At 69.1% G+C, this 19,326-nt stretch carries 13 protein-coding genes; 6 read left to right on the top strand and 7 right to left on the bottom strand.

What is annotated here, in order from left to right; translation table 11 throughout:
• Positions 1–2: 2 nt before the first annotated feature.
• The 4 genes from GGR16_RS17860 to cysD form a co-directional block, all read right to left on the bottom strand.
• The gene (locus GGR16_RS17860) at positions 3–1,568 is read right to left on the bottom strand and encodes a bifunctional aminoglycoside phosphotransferase/ATP-binding protein (protein WP_183317477.1); all 1,566 of its coding nucleotides are present in this window, start codon (positions 1,566–1,568) and stop codon (positions 3–5) included.
• Between the two features lie 33 nt (positions 1,569–1,601).
• The gene (locus GGR16_RS17855; protein ID WP_156332940.1) at positions 1,602–1,922 is read right to left on the bottom strand and encodes a phasin family protein; all 321 of its coding nucleotides are present in this window, start codon (positions 1,920–1,922) and stop codon (positions 1,602–1,604) included.
• Between the two features lie 126 nt (positions 1,923–2,048).
• On the bottom strand, positions 2,049–3,920 hold the full coding sequence (gene cysC, locus GGR16_RS17850; RefSeq protein WP_019400453.1) for an adenylyl-sulfate kinase: 1,872 nt from the start codon (positions 3,918–3,920) through the stop codon (positions 2,049–2,051).
• On the bottom strand, positions 3,921–4,874 hold the full coding sequence (gene cysD / locus GGR16_RS17845; protein WP_183317476.1) for a sulfate adenylyltransferase subunit CysD: 954 nt from the start codon (positions 4,872–4,874) through the stop codon (positions 3,921–3,923). It abuts the gene before it with no gap.
• 167 nt (positions 4,875–5,041) lie between these two features.
• Between cysD and GGR16_RS17840 the strand changes: the two genes are divergently transcribed.
• On the top strand, positions 5,042–6,496 hold the full coding sequence (locus tag GGR16_RS17840) for a DUF2793 domain-containing protein (protein WP_183317475.1): 1,455 nt from the start codon (positions 5,042–5,044) through the stop codon (positions 6,494–6,496).
• A gap of 54 nt (positions 6,497–6,550) precedes the next feature.
• Here GGR16_RS17840 and GGR16_RS17835 read toward each other — a convergent pair whose 3' ends face one another.
• From GGR16_RS17835 to GGR16_RS17825, 3 genes are all read right to left on the bottom strand, one after another.
• On the bottom strand, positions 6,551–8,263 hold the full coding sequence (locus tag GGR16_RS17835) for an FkbM family methyltransferase (RefSeq protein WP_183317474.1): 1,713 nt from the start codon (positions 8,261–8,263) through the stop codon (positions 6,551–6,553).
• Between the two features lie 89 nt (positions 8,264–8,352).
• Positions 8,353–10,863, bottom strand: a complete 2,511-nt coding sequence (locus GGR16_RS17830) for a glycosyltransferase (protein ID WP_183317473.1) — start codon at positions 10,861–10,863, stop codon at positions 8,353–8,355.
• A gap of 1 nt (position 10,864) precedes the next feature.
• Positions 10,865–13,195 (bottom strand): glycosyltransferase, encoded by a 2,331-nt coding sequence (locus GGR16_RS17825; protein ID WP_183317472.1) that lies wholly within the window; start codon positions 13,193–13,195, stop codon positions 10,865–10,867.
• Positions 13,196–14,233: 1,038 nt separating this feature from the next.
• Between GGR16_RS17825 and GGR16_RS17820 the strand changes: the two genes are divergently transcribed.
• From GGR16_RS17820 to GGR16_RS17800, 5 genes are all read left to right on the top strand, one after another.
• On the top strand, positions 14,234–15,214 hold the full coding sequence (locus tag GGR16_RS17820; protein WP_256381331.1) for a glycosyltransferase: 981 nt from the start codon (positions 14,234–14,236) through the stop codon (positions 15,212–15,214).
• Positions 15,215–15,382: 168 nt separating this feature from the next.
• Positions 15,383–16,192: an ABC transporter permease gene (locus GGR16_RS17815; RefSeq protein WP_019401847.1), complete on the top strand. Its 810-nt coding sequence runs from the start codon at positions 15,383–15,385 to the stop codon at positions 16,190–16,192.
• A 9-nt stretch (positions 16,193–16,201) separates the two neighbouring features.
• On the top strand, positions 16,202–16,945 hold the full coding sequence (locus GGR16_RS17810; RefSeq protein WP_183317471.1) for an ABC transporter ATP-binding protein: 744 nt from the start codon (positions 16,202–16,204) through the stop codon (positions 16,943–16,945).
• A 144-nt stretch (positions 16,946–17,089) separates the two neighbouring features.
• Positions 17,090–18,520, top strand: a complete 1,431-nt coding sequence (locus GGR16_RS17805; RefSeq protein WP_183317470.1) for a mannose-1-phosphate guanylyltransferase/mannose-6-phosphate isomerase — start codon at positions 17,090–17,092, stop codon at positions 18,518–18,520.
• Positions 18,521–18,618: 98 nt separating this feature from the next.
• The gene (locus GGR16_RS17800; RefSeq protein ID WP_183317469.1) at positions 18,619–19,326 is read left to right on the top strand and encodes a winged helix-turn-helix transcriptional regulator; all 708 of its coding nucleotides are present in this window, start codon (positions 18,619–18,621) and stop codon (positions 19,324–19,326) included.

Raw genomic sequence — 19,326 nt, 5'->3', positions numbered from 1 at the left:
CGTCAGTTCTGTGCCAGGACAAGGCGGGCCCGCGCGAGAACCTCGTCCGGCGTGCCGTCCGTGTCGACGGTCCTCCAGTCCGGCTCGGCGGCGACGTCGCCCGTTTCACGCGTGGCCTGGATCGCGACGACTGCGGCATCCGCATCCGATGCATCGCCGTGGCGGGCCTCGACCCGCGCGAGAAGCCTGTCGAGCGGCGCCGAGAGCCACAGCCCGGTGAAGGGGATGCCGAGGTCGGCGGCGAGCGCTGCGACGGCGGCGCGCTCGCCCGGGCGCTGGTGCACGGCATCGACGATGACCGGCCGGCCGGCTTCGAGCGCCGCCCGGGCATCGCGGCACAGCCTGTCGTAGACCACGGCGGCCGCCGCTGCATCATAGGCGCTGTCCGGCAGGCGCTCCGTTTCCGCCACGCCGCTGAGCTCTTTGCGGATGACGTCGCTGCGCAGGTGAACGGCGCCGGGCGCGCGGCCGACCAGCGGGGCGAGGGCGGCGGCAAGGGTGCTCTTGCCGGTGCCCGAGAGGCCGCCGATGGCGACGAGCCGCGGCGGTCCGGGGTCGAGGACAGCTTCGGCGAGGCTAAAATAGCGCCGGCACTCGGCGCTCGCCCGCTCGCGCGCCTCCTCGTCGAGATGGGCAAGCCCGGCCGCTGTGACCTTGGCCCGGATCGCGGCGCGGACGCTGATGAAGAGCGGCAGCGCGGCGAGCCCGGCAAGGTGCGCCGGCTCTCGGCTCTCGACGAGGTAGCGGTTGAGGAGGAGGTTGGCCTCGCCCTGCAGGTCCCGCTCGATCAGGTCCATCAGCAGGAAGGCAAGGTCGTAGAGCACGTCCGTCGTCGCCAGCGCCTCGTCGAATTCGAGGGCGTCGAACAGGCGCGGCGCCCCGTCGATGAGCACGAGGTTGCACAGGTGAAGATCGCCGTGGCAGCGGCGGACGTGGCCGTCCCGGGCGCGCTGTGCCAGGCGCGCGGCCACGCGCTCGCGTGCGGCGAGCGACTGGCGCGTCAACCGCTCCCTCCGCTGCGGGGGAAAGAGGGCGGGCTGCTCGGCGAGGCTCGTGCCGTTCTCGACGATGATGGCTGCGAGCGCGCCGGCGAAATCCACGTCGTGGCGGACGGGCGCACGCGCGTGAGCCTCGGCGACGGCCCGCGCCATGGCGGCGACGATGGCGGGCGTCAGCGCCCCCTCGGCCGCGAGGCGGTCGAGCGTGCAGGTCTCGTCGAAGCGGCGCATGTGCACCGCCCATTCCACGATCGTGCCCGGGCCGCCGAGATTGAGCGTACCGTCCCGGCGCACGATCGGGACGAGGCCGAGATAGATATCCGGCGCGCCGGGTCGGTTGATCGCAATCTCGCGCTCGCAGGCGGCGCGCCGCTTCTCCAGGCTGGAGAAATCCATGTAGGGGAAGCGCACGGCGCGCTTCACCTTGTAGGCGTCCGCGCCGGTGAGGAAGACGATCGCCCCGTGCGTGTCGATGCGCTTGACGGGGCCGTCCGCGCCACGGCTGTCCGACGAGGCGAGGAAGCGCAGGATCTCGTCCTGGTCTTCGGTGACGTGGGAGATCGGCGTCATCCTGCCTCGAAGGACCGGCGTGGAGCCGCGCGCTCAGTGCTCCGTATGGATGACCTTGTCCTCGGCCTTGCGCACGAGCGTCGCGAATTCCTGCGTATAGTCCGTGACCGCCTGTTGCGCAAAGGCCGTCTGCCGCTCCACCGCCTCCGGAACGTCCCGGCAGCGGCCGAGATCCTGCCAGAAGGAGGCCTGGGCCTCGAGGCGGCGGGCCATGAAGTGCAGCATCTCCGTGCCGAGGGCGACCGGCAGGTCGAATGTCGAGGCCTTGAACCAGAGCGGAAATGCCTCGAGCGGCAATTGCATGTCGCCGGCGTTCGGACGGCGCGGATGCGTGGCTTGCTTGTCCGGGGTCATCGTCTCTCCCTCCCTGTCGGAGAATCCATGCTTGCGCGCGCGGTGGACCGCGTCCTTGATGAAGCGCAATCGTGCCCGGAAAAGACGGCCACTTTCCGGCCGGGGGCTGCGGCGGAGCCTCTTTTGTCAGGTGGCAGGCACGTGGCCTCGCGCGGTGAGGAGATCGACGATGCGCCCGGCTTCCTGCTGCGGCGTCTCGGCCGTGCCGTCGAGGCGAAGGTCGGGCGCCTGCGGCCGCTCGTAGGGGGCGCCGACGCCGGTGAAGTCGCTGACGAGGCCCTGTCGGGCCCGCCTGTAGAGCCCCTTGGGGTCGCGCGAGGCGCAGACATCGAGCGGCGTGTCGACGAAGATCTCGTAGAACGGCACGTCCTTCGCGATGGCGCGGGCGTTCGCCCGGTCCTGGGCATAGGGGGCGATGGCCGCCACGATGGCGATGAGGCCGGCATCGGCGAGGATATGCGCCACCTCGGCGAGGCGCCGCACGTTCTCGGCGCGCTCGGGCGGCGAGAAGCCGAGATCGCGGTTGAGGCCGTGGCGCACGTTGTCGCCATCGAGCACATAGGCGTGGCATCCGGCCGCGGTGAGCTGGCGCTCCAGCGCGTTCGCCACGGTCGACTTGCCGGCGCCGGAGGGGCCGGTGAGCCAGAGGATGGCGGGGGTCTGCCGCCCCGCCGTCGGCCGGTCCGCCGTGTCTGTGTCGAAGCGCTGCCAGTAGAGGTTGGCGGCGGCGTTCACGGCCTCGACCACCATGCCCGCGGCGAGCGTCTGGTTGGTCAGCCGGTCGATGAGCAGGAAGGAGCCGAGCGCGCGGTTGTCGCCATAGCGCTCCACGACCACGGGACGGGCCGTCTCGATGGTGACGGTGCCGATGTCGTTCGCGCCGAGCGTGGTTGCCGGGTCCTCCGCCATGCGCACGATGTCCAGCCGGTTGCGCAGGGCGGTGATGCGGCACGGCACGAGGTCCGTGCCGTGCCGCATGAGCAGCTCCCGGCCCGTGGCGAGTGGCGTCTCGGACAGCCAGACGAGGCGCGCGACCACGTGGTCGACGCAGGCCGGCGCGTTGTCCGGAGAGGCGAAGACGGTGCCGCGGCCGGCCTCGATCTCGCGGTCGAGCACCAGCGTCACGGCTTCGCCTGGCCCCGCTTCCTCCACCTCGCCGTCGAAGGTGACGATCTGCGTGACGCGGCTCGGCTGCCCGCCGGGCAGAGCGACCACGGGATCGTCGCGCCGAACGCGGCCGCCGGCGACCGTGCCCTGGTAGCCGCGAAAGTCCGCATCCGGCCGGCTGACGCGCTGGACGGGGAAGCGCAGGCTGCCGATGCGCGGCGGCGCGAGCGTGAGCGTTTCGAGGAGGCCGAGGAGGGGCGGGCCCGCGTGCCAGGGCATCGCAGCGGCGGGATGGACGATGTTCTCGCCGAGGGCCGCCGAGACCGGCACGGGACGGACATCGAGGCCGAGGCTGTCGGCATGGGTGCGGAATGCCGCCACGATGGCCCCGAACACGCTCTCCTCATGGCTGACGAGGTCCATCTTGTTGACGGCGAGTATGACGTCGCGGATGCCCATGAGGCTGGCGATGGCCGCATGCCGCCGCGTCTGCGGCAGCAGCCCCTTGCGCGCATCGACCAAGAGCACCGCGACGTCGCAGACCGAGGCGCCGGTCGCCATGTTGCGGGTGAACTGCTCGTGTCCGGGGGCGTCGACGACGATGAAGCTGCGCCGCGCGGTCGCGAAATAGCGGTAGGCGACGTCGATGGTGATGCCCTGCTCGCGCTCGGCGGCGAGGCCGTCGAGCAGCAGGGCGTAGTCGAAGCCATCCTCGCCGCTGGCGCAGGCGACGGCCGCCATCTGGTCCTCCGGCACGAGGCCGGCATCGGCCATCAGCCGCCCGAGCAGGGTCGACTTGCCGTCATCGACCGCGCCGCAGGCGAGGACCCTCAGCAGGCCGGGTTCCTCAATCGGTGCGGCGCTCGTCGCGGAGGGATCGATGATGCGCACTCAGAAATATCCTTCCGCCTTCTTGGCCTCGATGGAATCCGCCCGCTCGCCGTCGATGAGGCGGCCGGCGCGCTCCGACCGGCGCGAGCCGCGCAATTCGTCGATGACGGCATCGAGGGTCGCAGCTTCGGATACGACCGCCGCCGTCAGCGGGTAGCAGCCGAGCGTGCGAAAGCGCACCCGCATCGGCTGCGGCGTCTCGCCCGGTGCGAGCGGCAGGCGGGCGTCGTCCACCATGATCAGGCTGTCGCCGCGGCGCACGACGGGCCGTTCGCGCGCGAAATAGAGCGGCACGACCGGGATCGCCTCGGCGCGGACATAGGCCCACACATCGTGCTCGGTCCAGTTCGAGAGGGGGAAGACGCGCATGGTCTCGCCCTCGAGGAGCCGGGTGTTGGCGATCCCCCACGGCTCGGGGCGCTGCATCTTCGGATCCCAGCGGTGGCCGGGTGCTCGCACCGAGAAGATGCGCTCCTTGGCGCGGCTCTTCTCCTCGTCGCGCCGCGCCCCGCCGATGGCAGCATCGGCGCCGAGGCGGTCGAGGATCTGCCGCAGCGCCACCGTCTTCATCGCATGGGTGTAGGGGCCGGCGCCGTGGCTGACGGGCGATATGCCGGCCGCGAGCCCCTCATGGTTGGTGTGGACGACGAGGTCAAGGCCGAGCGCCCGCGCCTGCGCGTCCCGGAAGGCGATCATCTCCCGGAATTTCCAGGTGGTGTCGACATGCACGACCTTGAAGGGAATGGGGCCCGGGTGAAAGGCCTTGCGCGCCAGGTGCAGCAGGATGGAGGAATCTTTTCCGATCGAATAGAGCAGAACCGGCCGGCGGAACACGGCCTCGGTCTCGCGCAGGATGTGGATGGCCTCCGCCTCCAGCATGCGCTGATGGGCGCTCAGCATGGGGCGGGCGGTCGAACGGCTTGAAGACGGGGCGGCGCTGGTCGCGTCCTGCATGGCTCGGCAATCGGATCAAAAAAGAAGGAATTGCAAATAACGCAAACAAACAAGCGGAACATGTAGCCGTCGGCGTGGCGGCTGGCAAGCCCGCGACACGCGCGCCAAGGCGATGGCGGTTGACATAATGTCCCATGATAGGTTTAATATCCTATATCGGATCATTCATGGGGACTGCCGTGGCCATCGCTCCCGAAACCACCGCCAATCTGAAACTGCCCTATATCGCCGCCGGACAGGCGCAGAAGCACGTGACCCACAACGAGGCGCTGCGCATGCTCGATGCGCTGGTGCAGCTCGCCGTCGCGGACAGGGACCGGTCCGTGCCGCCGGCCGACCCCGCCGAGGGCGCGCGCCACATCGTCGCCGCAGGCGCGACGGGTGCCTGGGCGGGCAGGGACCACCATGTCGCCGCCTTCATGGACGGAGGCTGGTTCACCTTCCCGCCGGCGCCGGGCTGGACGGCCTATGTGGCGGGCGAAGGGCGCCTCTGCGTCTGGACCGGAACGCAATGGGAGGGCGTCGAGGGCGGAGCGGCGACCGAGCTGCACGATCTCGTCGGGCTCGGCATCGGTACCCAGGCGGACGAGGTCAATGCCTTCGCCGCCAGGCTCGAGAATGCCGTGTGGTCGGCGAAATACGCGGGCGAAGGCGGCAGCGGCGCCCTGCGCATGGCGCTCAACAAGGAAGGCCCCGCCGACACCGTCTCGCTCATCTTCAAGACCGACTGGTCGAGCCGTGCCGAGGTCGGCCTCGCCGGCAGCGACAATTTCGAGATCAAGGTCTCGGCCGACGGTTCGCTCTGGATGCAGGCCCTGCGGATCGATCCCGCGAGCGGCGCGGTCACGCTTCCGCAGACGCGGCAGGAATGCGGCCTGCGCAATCTCCTCATCAACGCCCGCGGCCTCGTGAACCAGCGCGGCTATGTCTCGGGCACGGCGACGGCGGCTGCCGGTCGATACACGCTCGACCGCTGGCGGGTGGTGGCCGCGGGGCAGGCGCTGTCCTGGACCGAGGCCAACGGCTATCGCACCTTCACCGCGCCGGCCGGCGGCGTCGAGCAGGTGATCGAGGGCCTCGACGTCGTGGCCGGCACCTACGTGCTGTCGTGGACCGGCACGGCGAGCGCCAGCATCAACGGCGTGGCCGTGGCGAAGGGCGGTACCATGTCGCTTGCCGGCGGCGCGAATGTCACCGTGCGCTTTTCGGGCGGCACCTTCGCCTTGCCGCAGCTGGAGCGCGGCGCGGTGCCGTCGGCCTTCGAGGTGCGGCCGTTCAGCCAGGAGCTGATCATGTGCCAGCGCTACTACGAGAAATCCTACAACCTCGAGGTGGCGCCGGGCACGGCGAGCCAGATGGGCCGGCGCAACCAGAACACCTTCCAGATCGCCGCCAACCACCGGGCCGACATTCCCTTCCGCGTCATCAAGCGCGCGGCGCCCACGGTGACCATCTACAACCCGAGCACCGGCGCCGCGGGGCAGGTCCGCGCCCAGCCGGATGCCGACATCACCATCGGCGGCATCTACGTGCCCGGCGGGGCCGGCTGCATGATCGACTTCGTCACGACCGCCACGACCCAGGCCGTCTACTGGCACTGGGCGGCCGAGGCCGAGCTCTGATGCGGCGGACGGTCCGCCCGGCCGGGTCGCTCTCGGCTGCGACATGCGCCTGCTTCAGAGTTCCGTCTCGAAGCGTGAGCCTTCGATGACATGCCCGCCGATCGTGGCCGCCGTGCCGCTCCGCTCCGCCCAGGCGGCGAATTCGCGCTCGAAAGCGGCATGGCGGCCTTCGGACACGGCGAGCACGTTGCGCTCACCCGCGATCGGGATCACCGCATAGCCGACGGAGGTGAAGAAGGCGGTGAGCCTCTCCTGCGCCGCAGCGTCGAGCGTCTCGCAGATGAAGGCGGGCCGGTAGGCGGCAATGAGGTGCCTCGCGCCTTCCAGCACCTCGGGTTCCACGCCCTCCACGTCGATCTTGACGGCGGCGACGGGGCGCTCGGCGATCGCCGCGAGCTGCGGCGCATTGAGATAGTCGGGCCGTGCCGGCTGCAGGATGCTGTCCAGCGGCACGGCCTTGACCGTCTCCGTGTGGTCAACCGCCTGGGTCTGCGTGATCTTCTCGCCCGAGCAGAGGCTGAAGAAGCCGTATCTGTGCGGCAGGGTCAGGATTTCCTCCTGCTTCCAGGCTGCGAGATGGCAGGGCACGATGCGCGGATTGAAGCCGTTGAGCTGGATGTTGTAGACGAGCCGCCCGAAGGTCACCGACGACGGCTCGAAGGCGATGGACAGGACGTCCCGCCGGGCCCGCGCCGTCAGCAGCGAGAACAGGCCCGTATAGGCTCCGACGTCGAGGACCATCGCGTTCTGCGGTGCGCTCTCCACCAGGAAGAGCCAGTAGGCGAGGGACCTCGGCTCGTCGAAGGAGCCCTGCCGCATGGCGCCGAGCAGGTTGTCGTCCTCTCCCCACGGTGCGGTGATGCTGTGCATCGTCACGCCGTGCCCGTTGATGGTGAGGGCGGAGTTCTGGAAGACGAATTTCTTCACGGGAGATCCCTTGATGGCGGCAGGGGCGGGCGGGGCCGGCGGGGCGCCGTCTTCGGTGAGCATCCAGGCATGGGGCGTGCCGGCGAGCGCCCTTTCCACCTCATCGTAGTTCCGGATGGATTCAGCGAGGCTGCGCGGCGCCTGCTTGACGAAGGAGGGCTTGCGCTGCGTGATCGGATCCGCCGCGAAGGCGCGCGCGATCTCGTCAGCCTTTTCGCGTGCCAGCAGCCCTTCCGCGTCGAACATCTCCTGATAGTCGAGCGTCACGAGGGGCCGGTGCCCGTCGAGCCACTGCTCGATCACCTCCCGCTCGCGTTGCATGCCGTCGATGAAGCGCAGCAGCTTGGCGATGTCGACGACGGCCGAGCGGATCCTCACGTCTGCCGCATCGGCCGTGTGCCAGATTTTGTTGGCGGCGGCGAGCAGGCCGGAGACGAAGACCTCCAGCAGGTTCTTGCGCGTGAGGTGGATGATCGGCGCACCCTCGGCCCGCGCGAGTTCCAGGAGCCACGGCCGGGCGAGCGGCGCATGCCAGGGCCCGTTGAGGCTGTGCAGGCTGTCGTACTTGACGTCCGGCAGGAGCGTGCGGCCTTCTCCGGCGAAGGTCGCGAGAAATCTCCGGAAATTCTGCGGCGCGTTCTGCGCCATTGCATTCAGCGGATCCTCCCGGACGTAGTCCACGAGGTGCGTGAAATAGTTGTGGCGATCGCCCAGGCCTTCGGGGTGGAAGATCTCGCCGAGATAATAGAACTGCGGATGGTTTTGCCGGTCGAGGAGGCTGCCCAGCGCGCCGGTTCCCGATCTCTGGCGGGCGACGAGAAGGCCGAAGGGAGGGACCATGATTGTTCCTTCTATGAGGCGGCGGGGCTCGGCGGGAGGCTGAAGGCGGGCGCGCCGACGCCGCAGGATGAGCGGCATTCTTCGCGCCGTCAGAGGGTGTTCTCGTTGAACCAGAGCTCCACGCGCTCGAAGGCGAGGTGGCAGTCGCTCTCCTCACCGCGTGGCGGCAGCCGCGTGATGAGGAGCAGCCGGTCGTTGCCCCGGCTCGTGCCATAGGCGGAGAGCTCGATCAGCGCCTGCCGGCCGGGTCCGACAGTCTGCCAGGCGCTGAGGGCGATGTCGTCCGCGGCGCCACCCCCGTTGAGATGGGCCAGGATGCGTTGCGTCTCCGCGTTGCCGCGCGCCAGGGCGACGGCAGCCTCGACCCCGCCGTTGTTCTCGTTGAGGTTGCGCACATGGGCGACGATGCGGCCGACCCGGCGGTGCGGGCCGCGCAATTCGCCGATCGTCACCTCCCCCGCGAGCGGGTGGACGACGATGCCCTGGGCGCCGCCATGCCATTGCACCGGCTCCCACTCCCGCACGCGCCCCGGCGGATGGACGCGCGAGACCGGCCGCAATTGCTCGCCATGCAACGCCAGCGGCCGGTCGGGCCCGTCGCCGGGCGGCTGGACGGGGTCGAGGCTCAAGAGGCGGGCAGGCAGCCCGGCCGCGATGCCTGCCGCATCGGTGAGCCCGCCGGAGATCTTCTTGGTCGTCTCGCGTCGCCCCGCCAGAAAGGCGTCCATGGTGGCCGCGATCACGGGCATGACGAGGATGCCCTCGCCCTTCAGCGCACATTCCCGGGCGAAGACCTCGAACCAGAGGTCGCCGGCCCGCGGATCGAACGGCACCCGGGCCGGCAGGTCGCGTCGCAGCAGACAGAACGGCGACGCGATGCGGCTCGAGACGAGCGCCATCGACGGCGCCTCGCCGGCATAGGCGCGCAGATAGTCGCTTCTCGCCGTATGCGGATCGACGAGCTCCACATGGCCGCAGACGAGGGCGAGTTCCGCATCCCGGGCCATCGCGTTGAGCGCGTGGGCAAGAAAGCCCGGCGCGGCCTCGAAGCCGAAGGGATAGAGCAGCACCGCCTCCCGCTCCAGCGCGGCGAGCCGGCGCGCCAGCATCTCGGGGCATTCGCTCTTGCCGGAGGTGAACATGGCCTGCCAGCCGCGGGCCTCGACACGGCGCGCCTCCGGCCCGTCCGGAGCGAAGTGCCCCCGCGGCAGCAGGACATGCACCGCATCCCGGCCGCCCGCGACGTCAAGCTCGGCATCGAGGTGGAGCACGGTGTCGAAATGCCGTTCGAACTCGGCGGGCGAGCGAACGCCGTGGCAGACGACCGTCACGCCCGGGCGCTCCTTCGCTGCCGCGGCGGATCGCGGAACAGGCCAGGACGCCGGCCGCAGCCAGTAGGGGGTGTCGGGCGTCACGCTGGCCGGGGCCGACGGTGCCCAGCCCAGGGCCTTTTCCATCGCGGCCGCGAGGCCCGCGACGGAACCATCGAACAGGAGGCAGTTCTCCCCGTCCCGCCAGCGCGAGGTCTCGCCGAAGGCGGGGCAGCGCCCGTTGAGGATGACCTTGCAATCCATCCGGCTCGCCTCGAAGGCGAACAGGCACAGGCTCTCGTAGTCGGACGGCACGACCACGATCGAGCGGGCGAGATGGCTCTCGCGCTCGGCGGCGCTGGCGCCGAAGACGAACAGGATCTTCTCCCTGAGCGCCTCCGGCACCAGCGCCCGCAGGCCGGCGATATAGGCCTCGTCCCATCCGTAGGACACGAGCCGGAAGCAGCCCTCGTGGTCCGGATGGTTCTCCAGGAAGAGGACCGCGGCGCGGATGAAGAGGTCCGGGCGCTTGAAGGGCTGCAGGCGCGAGGAGAAGATGAAGTCCGCCGGCTTGCGCTCCGCCTGCACCGGGCGGTCGCCATCGTCGAGGAGGATGGGCGGGAATTCCAGCAGAGAGCGCCCCCGCCAGCGTTCCGCGAGGCCGTAATGGTCCTCGTTGAAGGCCAGCACCGCGCGCTCGTGCCCCACGACGAGATCGGCATGGGCGAGCAAATGGCGCTCGGCATCGAAGAAGATGCCGAGGGAATGGCCGGGGTGGTGGGTGAAGCGCTCCGCCCGGTAGATCACCCCCTGCGTGGAATGGATGCGGGCGGCGATGAGCGTCTGCGTGAAGGCGAGGCCGGCGCGCTTAGCTTCGATGCTCGCCACGGCCCAGCCGCCGAAGTCGGGGAATTCGATGATGTCGAACGGCGCGCCGCGCCTGCGCTCGGCGGCGAGGAGGCCCTGATAGTACCGATAGGACTGGGCTTGGTGCCATTCCAGCGTCCAGGGATGGGCGCCGGCGCGGGCGAGCAGCTGGGCCGTCAGGTCCGGCCGGCTCGCGAGGTCCGGGCAGACGTGTACCTGCGCCAGCCCGTCGAACGTGCCGGCGAGCAGCATCGACGCATCGGGCCGGCTCGCCAGGAGTTCGGGCGGCACGAGGAAGTGGATCTCAGCCGGACAGCCCATCGCCTCGTTGTGGCGGGCGAAATTGTGCAGCATGCGCCCGATGCCGCCGGGGCCCAGCGGATAGAGCTCGTTGGTCACGAAGCAGATCGCGGGCTTTGGCATGTCACAGCGCCAGGAAGTCGGCATAGCGCTGCGCCGCCAGGGCATGGCGCCGGGCGAGATGACTGGTGATCATCTCCTGCATGGCCGGAGGGTCGTCGTGCCGGGCCGCGACCAGCCGTTCGATGTCGCGCGCCAGCAGGGCCGGGTTGTCGAGATGCGGCGTGGTGCAGAGCCGTATCAGCGGATCGTCGTCGAACTCGCGGATCGCCAGCGGCCCCGTCATGGCGGGCGTGCCGACGGCCAGGCTCTCGAGCTGGGTCATGGGCTGGCATTCGGCGAGGGTCGCCAGAAGCACGAGCGAGCTGCGCGCCATCTCCTCGAAGAGGTCGCGCCCGCGCAGATAGCCGACGAGCCGCAGCCGGTCGAGATTGACGAGACTTTCGAGGCCGTTGGGGAAATTGGCGGTCTTGACCTGCTCGACATTGCCGGCCGTGAGCGCGCCGAGCACGTTGGTATACATGTTCTTGCGCCAGCCCGCGTCGAGCGGCGCATAGACCGAGCGCAGGTCGGGCGGCTGCCGAGAGCCCTGCGACGGCAGGTCGGGCGCGAAATTGACGATGAGGCCCGGCCAGTAATTCTCGAAGACGGCGCCGAAATCGGGCTTGACCGAGGCGAGGCCCTGGAGGGAGCCCATGCGGAGACGGATCAGCAGGCGCGCCTGCATGACCATCTCGAAATGATGCTCGAACTGCGCCGTGGTGACGTGGGTGATCGCATGGCAGCGCAGCCCCGCGCCGAAGCGTGACTTCAGGGACAGGAGCAGCTGGTCGGCATTTTCGGAATAGCCTTGGAAGATGACATGCGTGATGCCGAGGGCCTGGATCTCCTCTGCGATCTGGGCCTTGTCGGCTTCTTCCAGCGTCCCGTCGGCGGGGATGAGCAGCTTGTGCCCGGGGCAATAGGCCGTGGCCTGGCGGATGCCGTGCCATTCGTGGTGCGCGACGTGCAGGACCCGTTCGAAACCGGCAATGCGATGCGCCGCGCGCAGCATGGCGGGCGTGTCGAAGACCGGCTTCAGAACGTGTTGCGCGCTCGGGGCCGGGCGGGCGTTGTCGCGCGCCTCCGCGACGTTGCCGGCGTGACGGCCCGGGCGGCGCCGGCCCTCGAAGCGGCCGAACAGCAGGAAATGCAGGTAGCCCGAGTGGAGCTCTCCCTTCTGCACGGCGTCCGCCACGTCCGGGTTGTCGGCAAGATAGGCGGCCTCGTCGAAATGATCGGGGACGGGGACGGCGGCCTTCAGCTTCTGCAGGGCCGACAGCGCCTGGTTCCATCCGGCATCGGGCTCGAGCGGCCGGATGCGCAGCGATCTCACGAAGGTCTTGAGGGACCTTCTGGCCAGGCTCCGGTTGACGCTGCCGATGATCCATTCGAGATCCGCCCGGTCTTCGTCGCCGGCCGTGTCCGGGGCGCTCGCCGGCCGCTGCGCGGTGTCTGCCGCGGCCGCCACCTCGCCGGGGCGCATGTCGTCGATGTGGCCGAGGACGAGGCTGAGTGCTACCGCGGCCTTGTCCATGTGGCGGCGCAGGAACGCGTTGCGCACGACCGCCGCAAGTTCGCCGTGCCGGTGCCCTGCCGCAATGACCGAATTGGCATAGACGTTCGCGACCGGGGCCTGGTCCCTGTGGTGGTAGAAGGCCAGCGGCTCCGGCAGGACGCCGATGTCGGCCTTCAGCAGGAACTCCAGGTTGAAGAACCAGTCGCCCAGAACCGGCAGGTCCTCGTTGAAGCCGCCGATCTCGTCCCACACGGGGCGGCGAAACAGGAAGGAGATCGGCGGAAAGAAATTGCCGCGGAGCATCTGCGCCAGTTGCACGTCGCGCACCGCGGTCTGGAAGGGACGGCGCTGACGTTCGATCACCTGATCGTCGCGGATGTCCTCGGAGACGTGGATCGAATGGGTGATGACGCCGCCGTAGCGCCGGCCCCGCGGGCCCGAGAGGAAGGCGACGGTCTTCTCCAGGAAATCAGGCGCCCAGCTGTCGTCGTCGTCATGGATCACCACGAATTCCGATCGGCTCGCCGCGATGCCCGCATTGGATGCGGCCTCCATGCCGCGGCTCTGCGCCAGGGAGAGAAAGAGGACACGGTCCCGGTCGAGCCCGGCCCCTTCGACGATGGACCGCGCCGCCTCCTCGTCGCCGCCGTCGTTGACGACCACCCAGACAAAGTCCCGGAAGGTCTGGCGGCCGATGCTCCGGGCCGCGCGGCGCAGCAGGAGCGGCCGGCTCCGCGTGCGCGTGACGACGGCGACCGTGCGCCAGGGGGCAGGCTGCGGCGCACACATCGCCGGGGCAGCATCGCCGGCAGGAAGAGAGGGCGTTGCGATGTCCATATGAAGCTGTCGCATAGTATCGGTTCGGTTTTGGTCCTGCGCCGGGACTCGCTCCCGTATCCCGCGCCTCACGGCCGGCTATCCGAGCCGCGGGAACGGGGCCGCTCTCTGCCGCTCGCTCCGCCGGGACATGAGCCTGCCGTCGCTGCTGCTCGGGCACGCCGCCGGATCGCCCGCACCAGCCTTTCGTCCGCGAGGCCGCGCTCTTCACCGCCGGCGGATGCCGGCCGCTCGAAGGCGCCTGCGCGGCAAGGCTGACCGAGGATCGGTCCCTTGCAGGACGTGAATGCCCCGGGCTCCGGGTGGCGGATCCGGGCAGGCGCTAGGCGCTGTGCTCGGCGCGCTCGTCGCCCGCAGCCCGGCTGGCGCACGTCTTCCTTCCGGAGCACATGCGACAACCCGACCTCGACCTTCGAAGGATCCGGCTATCCCGCCGGATCGCAGCCGTCGGCCGGAGCTGGCATGAGCGTTTCCGCCGGAGGGCAGGTCCCTCGCAGCAAGCGATTACATGGCGGTGCTTCAGGGGAGGTGGTGCTGATAAGAATATGTCATGGGCAATCTTCCAATGAAACGGGATCAGGGGCCGTAATCAAACTAAACCGGCACTATACAAAATAGCTTATTGTCACGTTTGTTTGCAGTCAAGTGGCGCCGGCCGGCCTGCTCCTCGCGTTGCCGTGGCCGCTGCACGGACGACGTGGTCGCCGCCCGGTTGATGTGTGCGAAAGGCCCGCGCGCTCCGTTGCATGGTCGGACGGCAAGTGATCCGGATCACGGGCCGGTACGGAGCGCGTCCGCCCGGCGCGCCTGTCGCTGGGTTTCTCGGGAGTTGGCTGCGACGGCAGCGGTGGCGCGCGTGCTGCGGCGGACTGCCGCATGAGCAGGGCGGCCGCGCCTTCACCTTGCCGGGCGGGCCCGTCTTGACAGGGGTTCGGGGATGCCTGAGGATGCAAAACGCATAAAAATCTAGTTGAATTTTAAAAATCTGAATGCCACGTTTCGCGTATATTTTCTACTTGTCTTATTGGCGCGGGTATTGTGTTAACCTTATCATTGCGCATCTATTCAGGGGTCGTCACGTATCGACCTGAGCAGGCATTGCTGCTGGATCTGGTGTCGGTATTGGCCCAGACAACTGAATGCGTATTGATATTCGCGAATTCCCCGTTGTCGCAGGTTCATCGGGAAGAGTTACTGGCCGTCGGCGGCAGTGCTCGCATCGAGATCATCCAATCGCGCGAGAACGTCGGGCTCGGCAGTGCCTATAATGAGATTCTGCGGCGCGCCGGCCAGTATGGTGGCGATGCGGTGCTGCTCGTCGACCAGGATTCGACATTGCGGCCGCAGGTGGTCCGGCACCTCGCCGATCTGATGGTGGAGCTTGCCGCGGCGGGGCAGCAGGTGGCCGCGGTGGGGGTCCAGCCCGTCGGCCCCCGGCAGGCGACGCCGGCTTTCAAGGACGTGCGCATCTTCCTGCGGCCAGGCCGCGACGGGGCCGCTCGCTTCCGGGCCGTGGATTTCGTGATCTCGTCGGGTTCGCTCGTCTCGATCGCCGCCTATCAGGCGGTCGGGCCTTTCCGCGATGATTTCTTCATCGATGCCGTCGACATCGAATGGTGCTTCCGCGCCTGGCACCGGGGCTTCTCCTGCTGGGTCGCGCGCGACGCCCGGATGGAGCACCGGCTGGGGCGAGGGTCCATTGCGGTGCCGCTGCTGCGGCTCACGCTGCCCGTGCAGCCCCCGACGAGGCTCTACACCTACGTCCGCAACCAGGTGCGCATGCTCGCCATGCGCCATGTGCCGTTGCGCTGGAAAGCCAAGATGCTCCCCTACATCGGCCTCCAGGCCATCGTCTACGCCTTGAAGGGGCGGCGCCGCTCCTATGCGCTGACGGCGATCGCCCGCGGCGTGTGGGACGGGTTGCGGACCATGTCCGCGCCCGCCCAACAGCCGGCGCTGCCGCGGTTCGTTGACGAGATATCCCCGCCGGAGCCTCCCGGCAGCACGGCCGAGCAATGACGCCGATCCGGAAAGATGCGGCGCTCGTCCCGCTCCTTGAGGGCGCTGTGCGCCATCGCGCGGGCTGCAGGCACGAGCACCGAAGCGGATGAGGGCGGCCGCGTCCGGCGCACAATGCCGCAGCGGTCCGTCCCATGCGGTGCCACGCAAACAGCAAGAAACCAGCAGATGTCCCTTTTCCCGACGAGAGCAGACTGGCGGCGCGCCGCCGAGGACCTCACCCAGGGCCTCGCAGCCTGGCATATCTGGTCGCTGCTCGCCTTCAACGACATCAGGCAGCGCTACAAGCGCTCCCGCTTCGGCCAGTTCTGGATCACGCTGAGCACCGGCATCTTCATCGCCGGCATCGGCATCGTCTATTCCTATCTGTTCGATCGCCCGATCGAGACCTACGTGCCCTACCTGTCCGTCAACATCGTCATCTGGACGCTGCTCGCCGGCATCGTCACCGACAGCACGGGCGTCTTCACGCAGGCCGGCCATATCCTCGGGCAGCAGGCGATGCCGAAGACGATCTTCGTCATGCGGGTCATCGTTCGCCAGCTCATCATCCTGGCGCACAACCTGGTCATCATCGCGCTCGTGTTCATGCTCTTCGGCATCGTCCCGACCCCGGCCGTCGTCATGGTCGTTCCGGGACTGCTGCTCGCCCTCGTCGCCTCGCTGCTCACGGCGATGGCGATCGGCCTCCTGTGCACGCGCTTCCGCGACCTGCCCCAGATCATCCAGAGCCTGCTGCAGGTCGCCTTCTTCCTGACGCCGGTGATGTGGCACACCGATCAGCTCGGCGGCCAGGCATCCTACATCGTCGATTTCAATCCCTTCGCCGTCTTCCTCCTCATCGTCGCCGACCCCCTGCACGGGCAATGGCCGGGCGTGGAGCGCTACCTGCAGGCGCTCGCCGTCATCGTTCTGATGGGGCTCGTGGCGGCGCCGCTCTTCGCGCGGTTCCGGGCGCGCATCGTCTACTGGCTGTAAGGAGCCGGCATGCCCTCCATCGCCCTGCACCGCGCCTCGGTCGACTTCCCCATCTACAACTCGCGCAACCGGTCGCTCCGCAACGCCCTGCTGGCGCGGGTGGGCGGCCGGCTGGAGGAGGCGGGCGACCTCGTCACCGTGCGCGCGCTCGAGGATATCTCGCTCACGCTCAATCCCGGCGACCGGCTGGCGCTGGTCGGCCGCAACGGGGCGGGCAAGTCCACCCTGCTGCGCGTGCTCGCCGGCGCCTATGAGCCGACCTCTGGCTCGGCCGTCATCGACGGGCGGGTGTCCTCGCTCTTCGACCTGACGATGGGCATGGACGCCGAACTGACGGGGGCGGACAACGTGGTGCTGCGCGGCGTCTTCCTCGGCATGAGCATCGCGGAGGCCCGCAGCTACATTCCCGAAGTGGCGGAGTTCTCCGAGCTCGGCGGCTTCATGCACCTGCCCATGCGCACCTATTCGAGCGGCATGCGCCTGCGGCTCGCCTTCGCCATCTCCACGGTGCGCACGCCGGACATCCTGCTGCTCGACGAATTCATCAGCGTCGGCGACGAGAGCTTCGTCCGCAAGACGCGCGAGCGCCTGGAGCGGATGATCGACAAGGCGCATATCCTCGTGCTCGCCTCGCACTCCCCGCAGACGCTCAGGGCCTATTGCAACCGCGCGCTGCTGCTGCACGAGGGGCGGATCGTGGGTGAAGGGCCGATCGAGGCGATCCTGGCGCGGTACAAGGAGCAGGCCGCCTGAGCCGGCCCGGAGCTGTGCGACCGGCATTTCCATGATTGTCGCTTTGCGCTAGGAAGCGGCATCGAGCGCGACTCGCACGACGACACTCGACGGGGGAAGGGCGCGTGGCGCCGGCGCCTCTCGTCGGCTGACGGGAGGGCCCACATGGCGAAGCATCCGCGGATTGTCCCGGTCGTTCTGTCCGGGGGCACTGGCACGCGCCTGTGGCCGCTGTCGCGCGAATCCTTTCCCAAGCAGCTCCTGGCGCTCGCCGGCGAGGAGAGCCTGCTGCAGCAGACGCTGGCGCGTGTCGCCGGCGAGCCGGGCTTTGCCGCGCCCGTCGTCATCGCCAATGCGGAGCATCGCTTCGTCATCGCCGAACAGGCACGCCAGGCGGGCATCGCGGGCGTCACCATCGTGCTGGAGCCGGTCGGCCGCAATACCGCGCCGGCGGCGGCGGTCGCGGCGCTGATGGCGGCTGAGAGCGACCCCGATGCGCTGATCCTCATCATGCCGGCCGACCACGTGGTGCAGGACGCCGCCGCCTTCCGCGCCGCGGTGGCCACCGGCGCGGCCGCGGCCTCGGCCGGCCGCCTCGTGCTCTTCGGCATGCGCCCGGACAAGCCAGCCACCGGCTACGGCTACATCCGCCGCGGCGATCCGCTGCCGGGGACCCCTGGCATCAACGCCGTCGCCGCCTTCGTCGAGAAGCCCGACCGGCCGACGGCCGAGGGCTATGTCGCCGGGGGCGACTATTTCTGGAACAGCGGCATCTTCCTCCTGCCCGCTGCCGTCTTCGTCGCCGAACTCGAGCGCCATGCGCCCGCAGTGCTCGCCGCGGCGGGGGAGGCACTGAAGGGCGCCGCGCGCGACCTCGACTTCCTGCGCCTCGCGGAGGCCCCCTTCGCCGCCGGACCGTCGATCTCGATCGACTATGCCGTGATGGAGAAGACCGACAAGGCCGCCGTAGTGCCGTCCGAATTCGGCTGGAGCGACATCGGCAGCTGGTCGGCCCTGTGGGAGATCGGCAGCCGGGACACGGACGACAACCTGTGCGTCGGCGACGTGGTGGCGCTCGAGACGCGCGGCTCCTATCTGCGCGGCGAAGGCCGCCTCGTCGCGGCCCTCGGGGTCGAGGACCTCGTCGTCGTGGCGACGCCCGACGTCGTGCTCGTGACGCGGCGCGACAGCGACCAGAAGGTCTCGCAGCTCGTCGCGACGCTGAAGAAGGACGGCCACGCCGCGGCCACGCAGACGCAGCGCGTCTATCGCCCGTGGGGCTTCTACCAGTCCGTGCACGACGGCGAGCGCTTTCAGGTCAAGCGCATCACCGTCAATCCCGGCGCCAAGCTGTCGCTGCAGAAGCATTTCCACCGCGCCGAGCACTGGGTCGTCGTCAACGGCACGGCCCTCGTCACCCGGGACGAGGAGCAGATCCTGCTGCGCGAGAACGAATCGATCTTCCTGCCGCTCGGCTGCGTGCACCGGCTCGAGAACCCGGGCAAGCTGCCGCTCAACCTCATCGAGGTGCAGTCCGGCCCCTATCTCGGCGAGGACGACATCGTCCGCATCGAGGACATCTACAAGCGGGTCTGACAGAGGTCCGCGCTTCGTTCACGGCGTGAACGTCACGCCTTGACGTTCACGCCGTGAACGACTATTCGAACCGCCGGATCGCACGAGACGCAGGGCAGATGGCGGACAAGCTCCCGACCGAGGTCGACCTCGAGTTGCTCGCTTCGCTGGAAAGCGGGGAAGTGGTGACGCAGATGTCGCTGTCGCAGCGCATCGGCGTCTCCATCGGCCTCGTCAATGCGCTGCTCAAGCGCGCCATCCGCAAGGGCTATGTGAAGGCCAGGGCCGCTCCCTACAAGCGCTACGCCTATTACCTGACGCCGAGCGGCTTTTCCGAGAAGAGCCGGCTCGTGGCCGATTATCTCGACATTTCCCTGCGCTTTTTCCGCGATGCGCGCGAGCAATATGCGGACGGCTTCCGCCGCCTCGATGTCGTCGGCCTGCGCCGCGTCGTCCTGGCGGGGGCCGGCGAGCTTGCCGAGATCGCCATTCTCGCGGCCCGCGATAACGCGATCGAGGTCGTTGCGGTGCTCGATGCCGAGACCAACCGCGGCCGCGTCGCGGGCGTGCCGGTGGTGCGGGCGTTGAGAGAGGCGCCCGCCTTTGACGCCGTGGTGGTGACGGATGCGCGCACGCCGCAGGCGACCTATGACCGCCTCGGCGGGCAGGTCGACAGCAACCGCATCGTGACCCCGCCGCTGCTGCATGTCTCCGTGGCCGCCGCCTCCGCCGGAGCCGGCACTGAGGCGATGGCTGACGAGACCCTTGCCCGCGGCGAGGATCGACCGGATACCGGCGCGCAGCGCGCGCCAGCAATGGAAGGATGA

Source organism: Chelatococcus caeni (assembly GCF_014196925.1).
In the GTDB taxonomy this organism is placed as follows: domain Bacteria; phylum Pseudomonadota; class Alphaproteobacteria; order Rhizobiales; family Beijerinckiaceae; genus Chelatococcus_A; species Chelatococcus_A caeni.
This window is presented reverse-complemented; position numbering and strand designations above follow the sequence as displayed.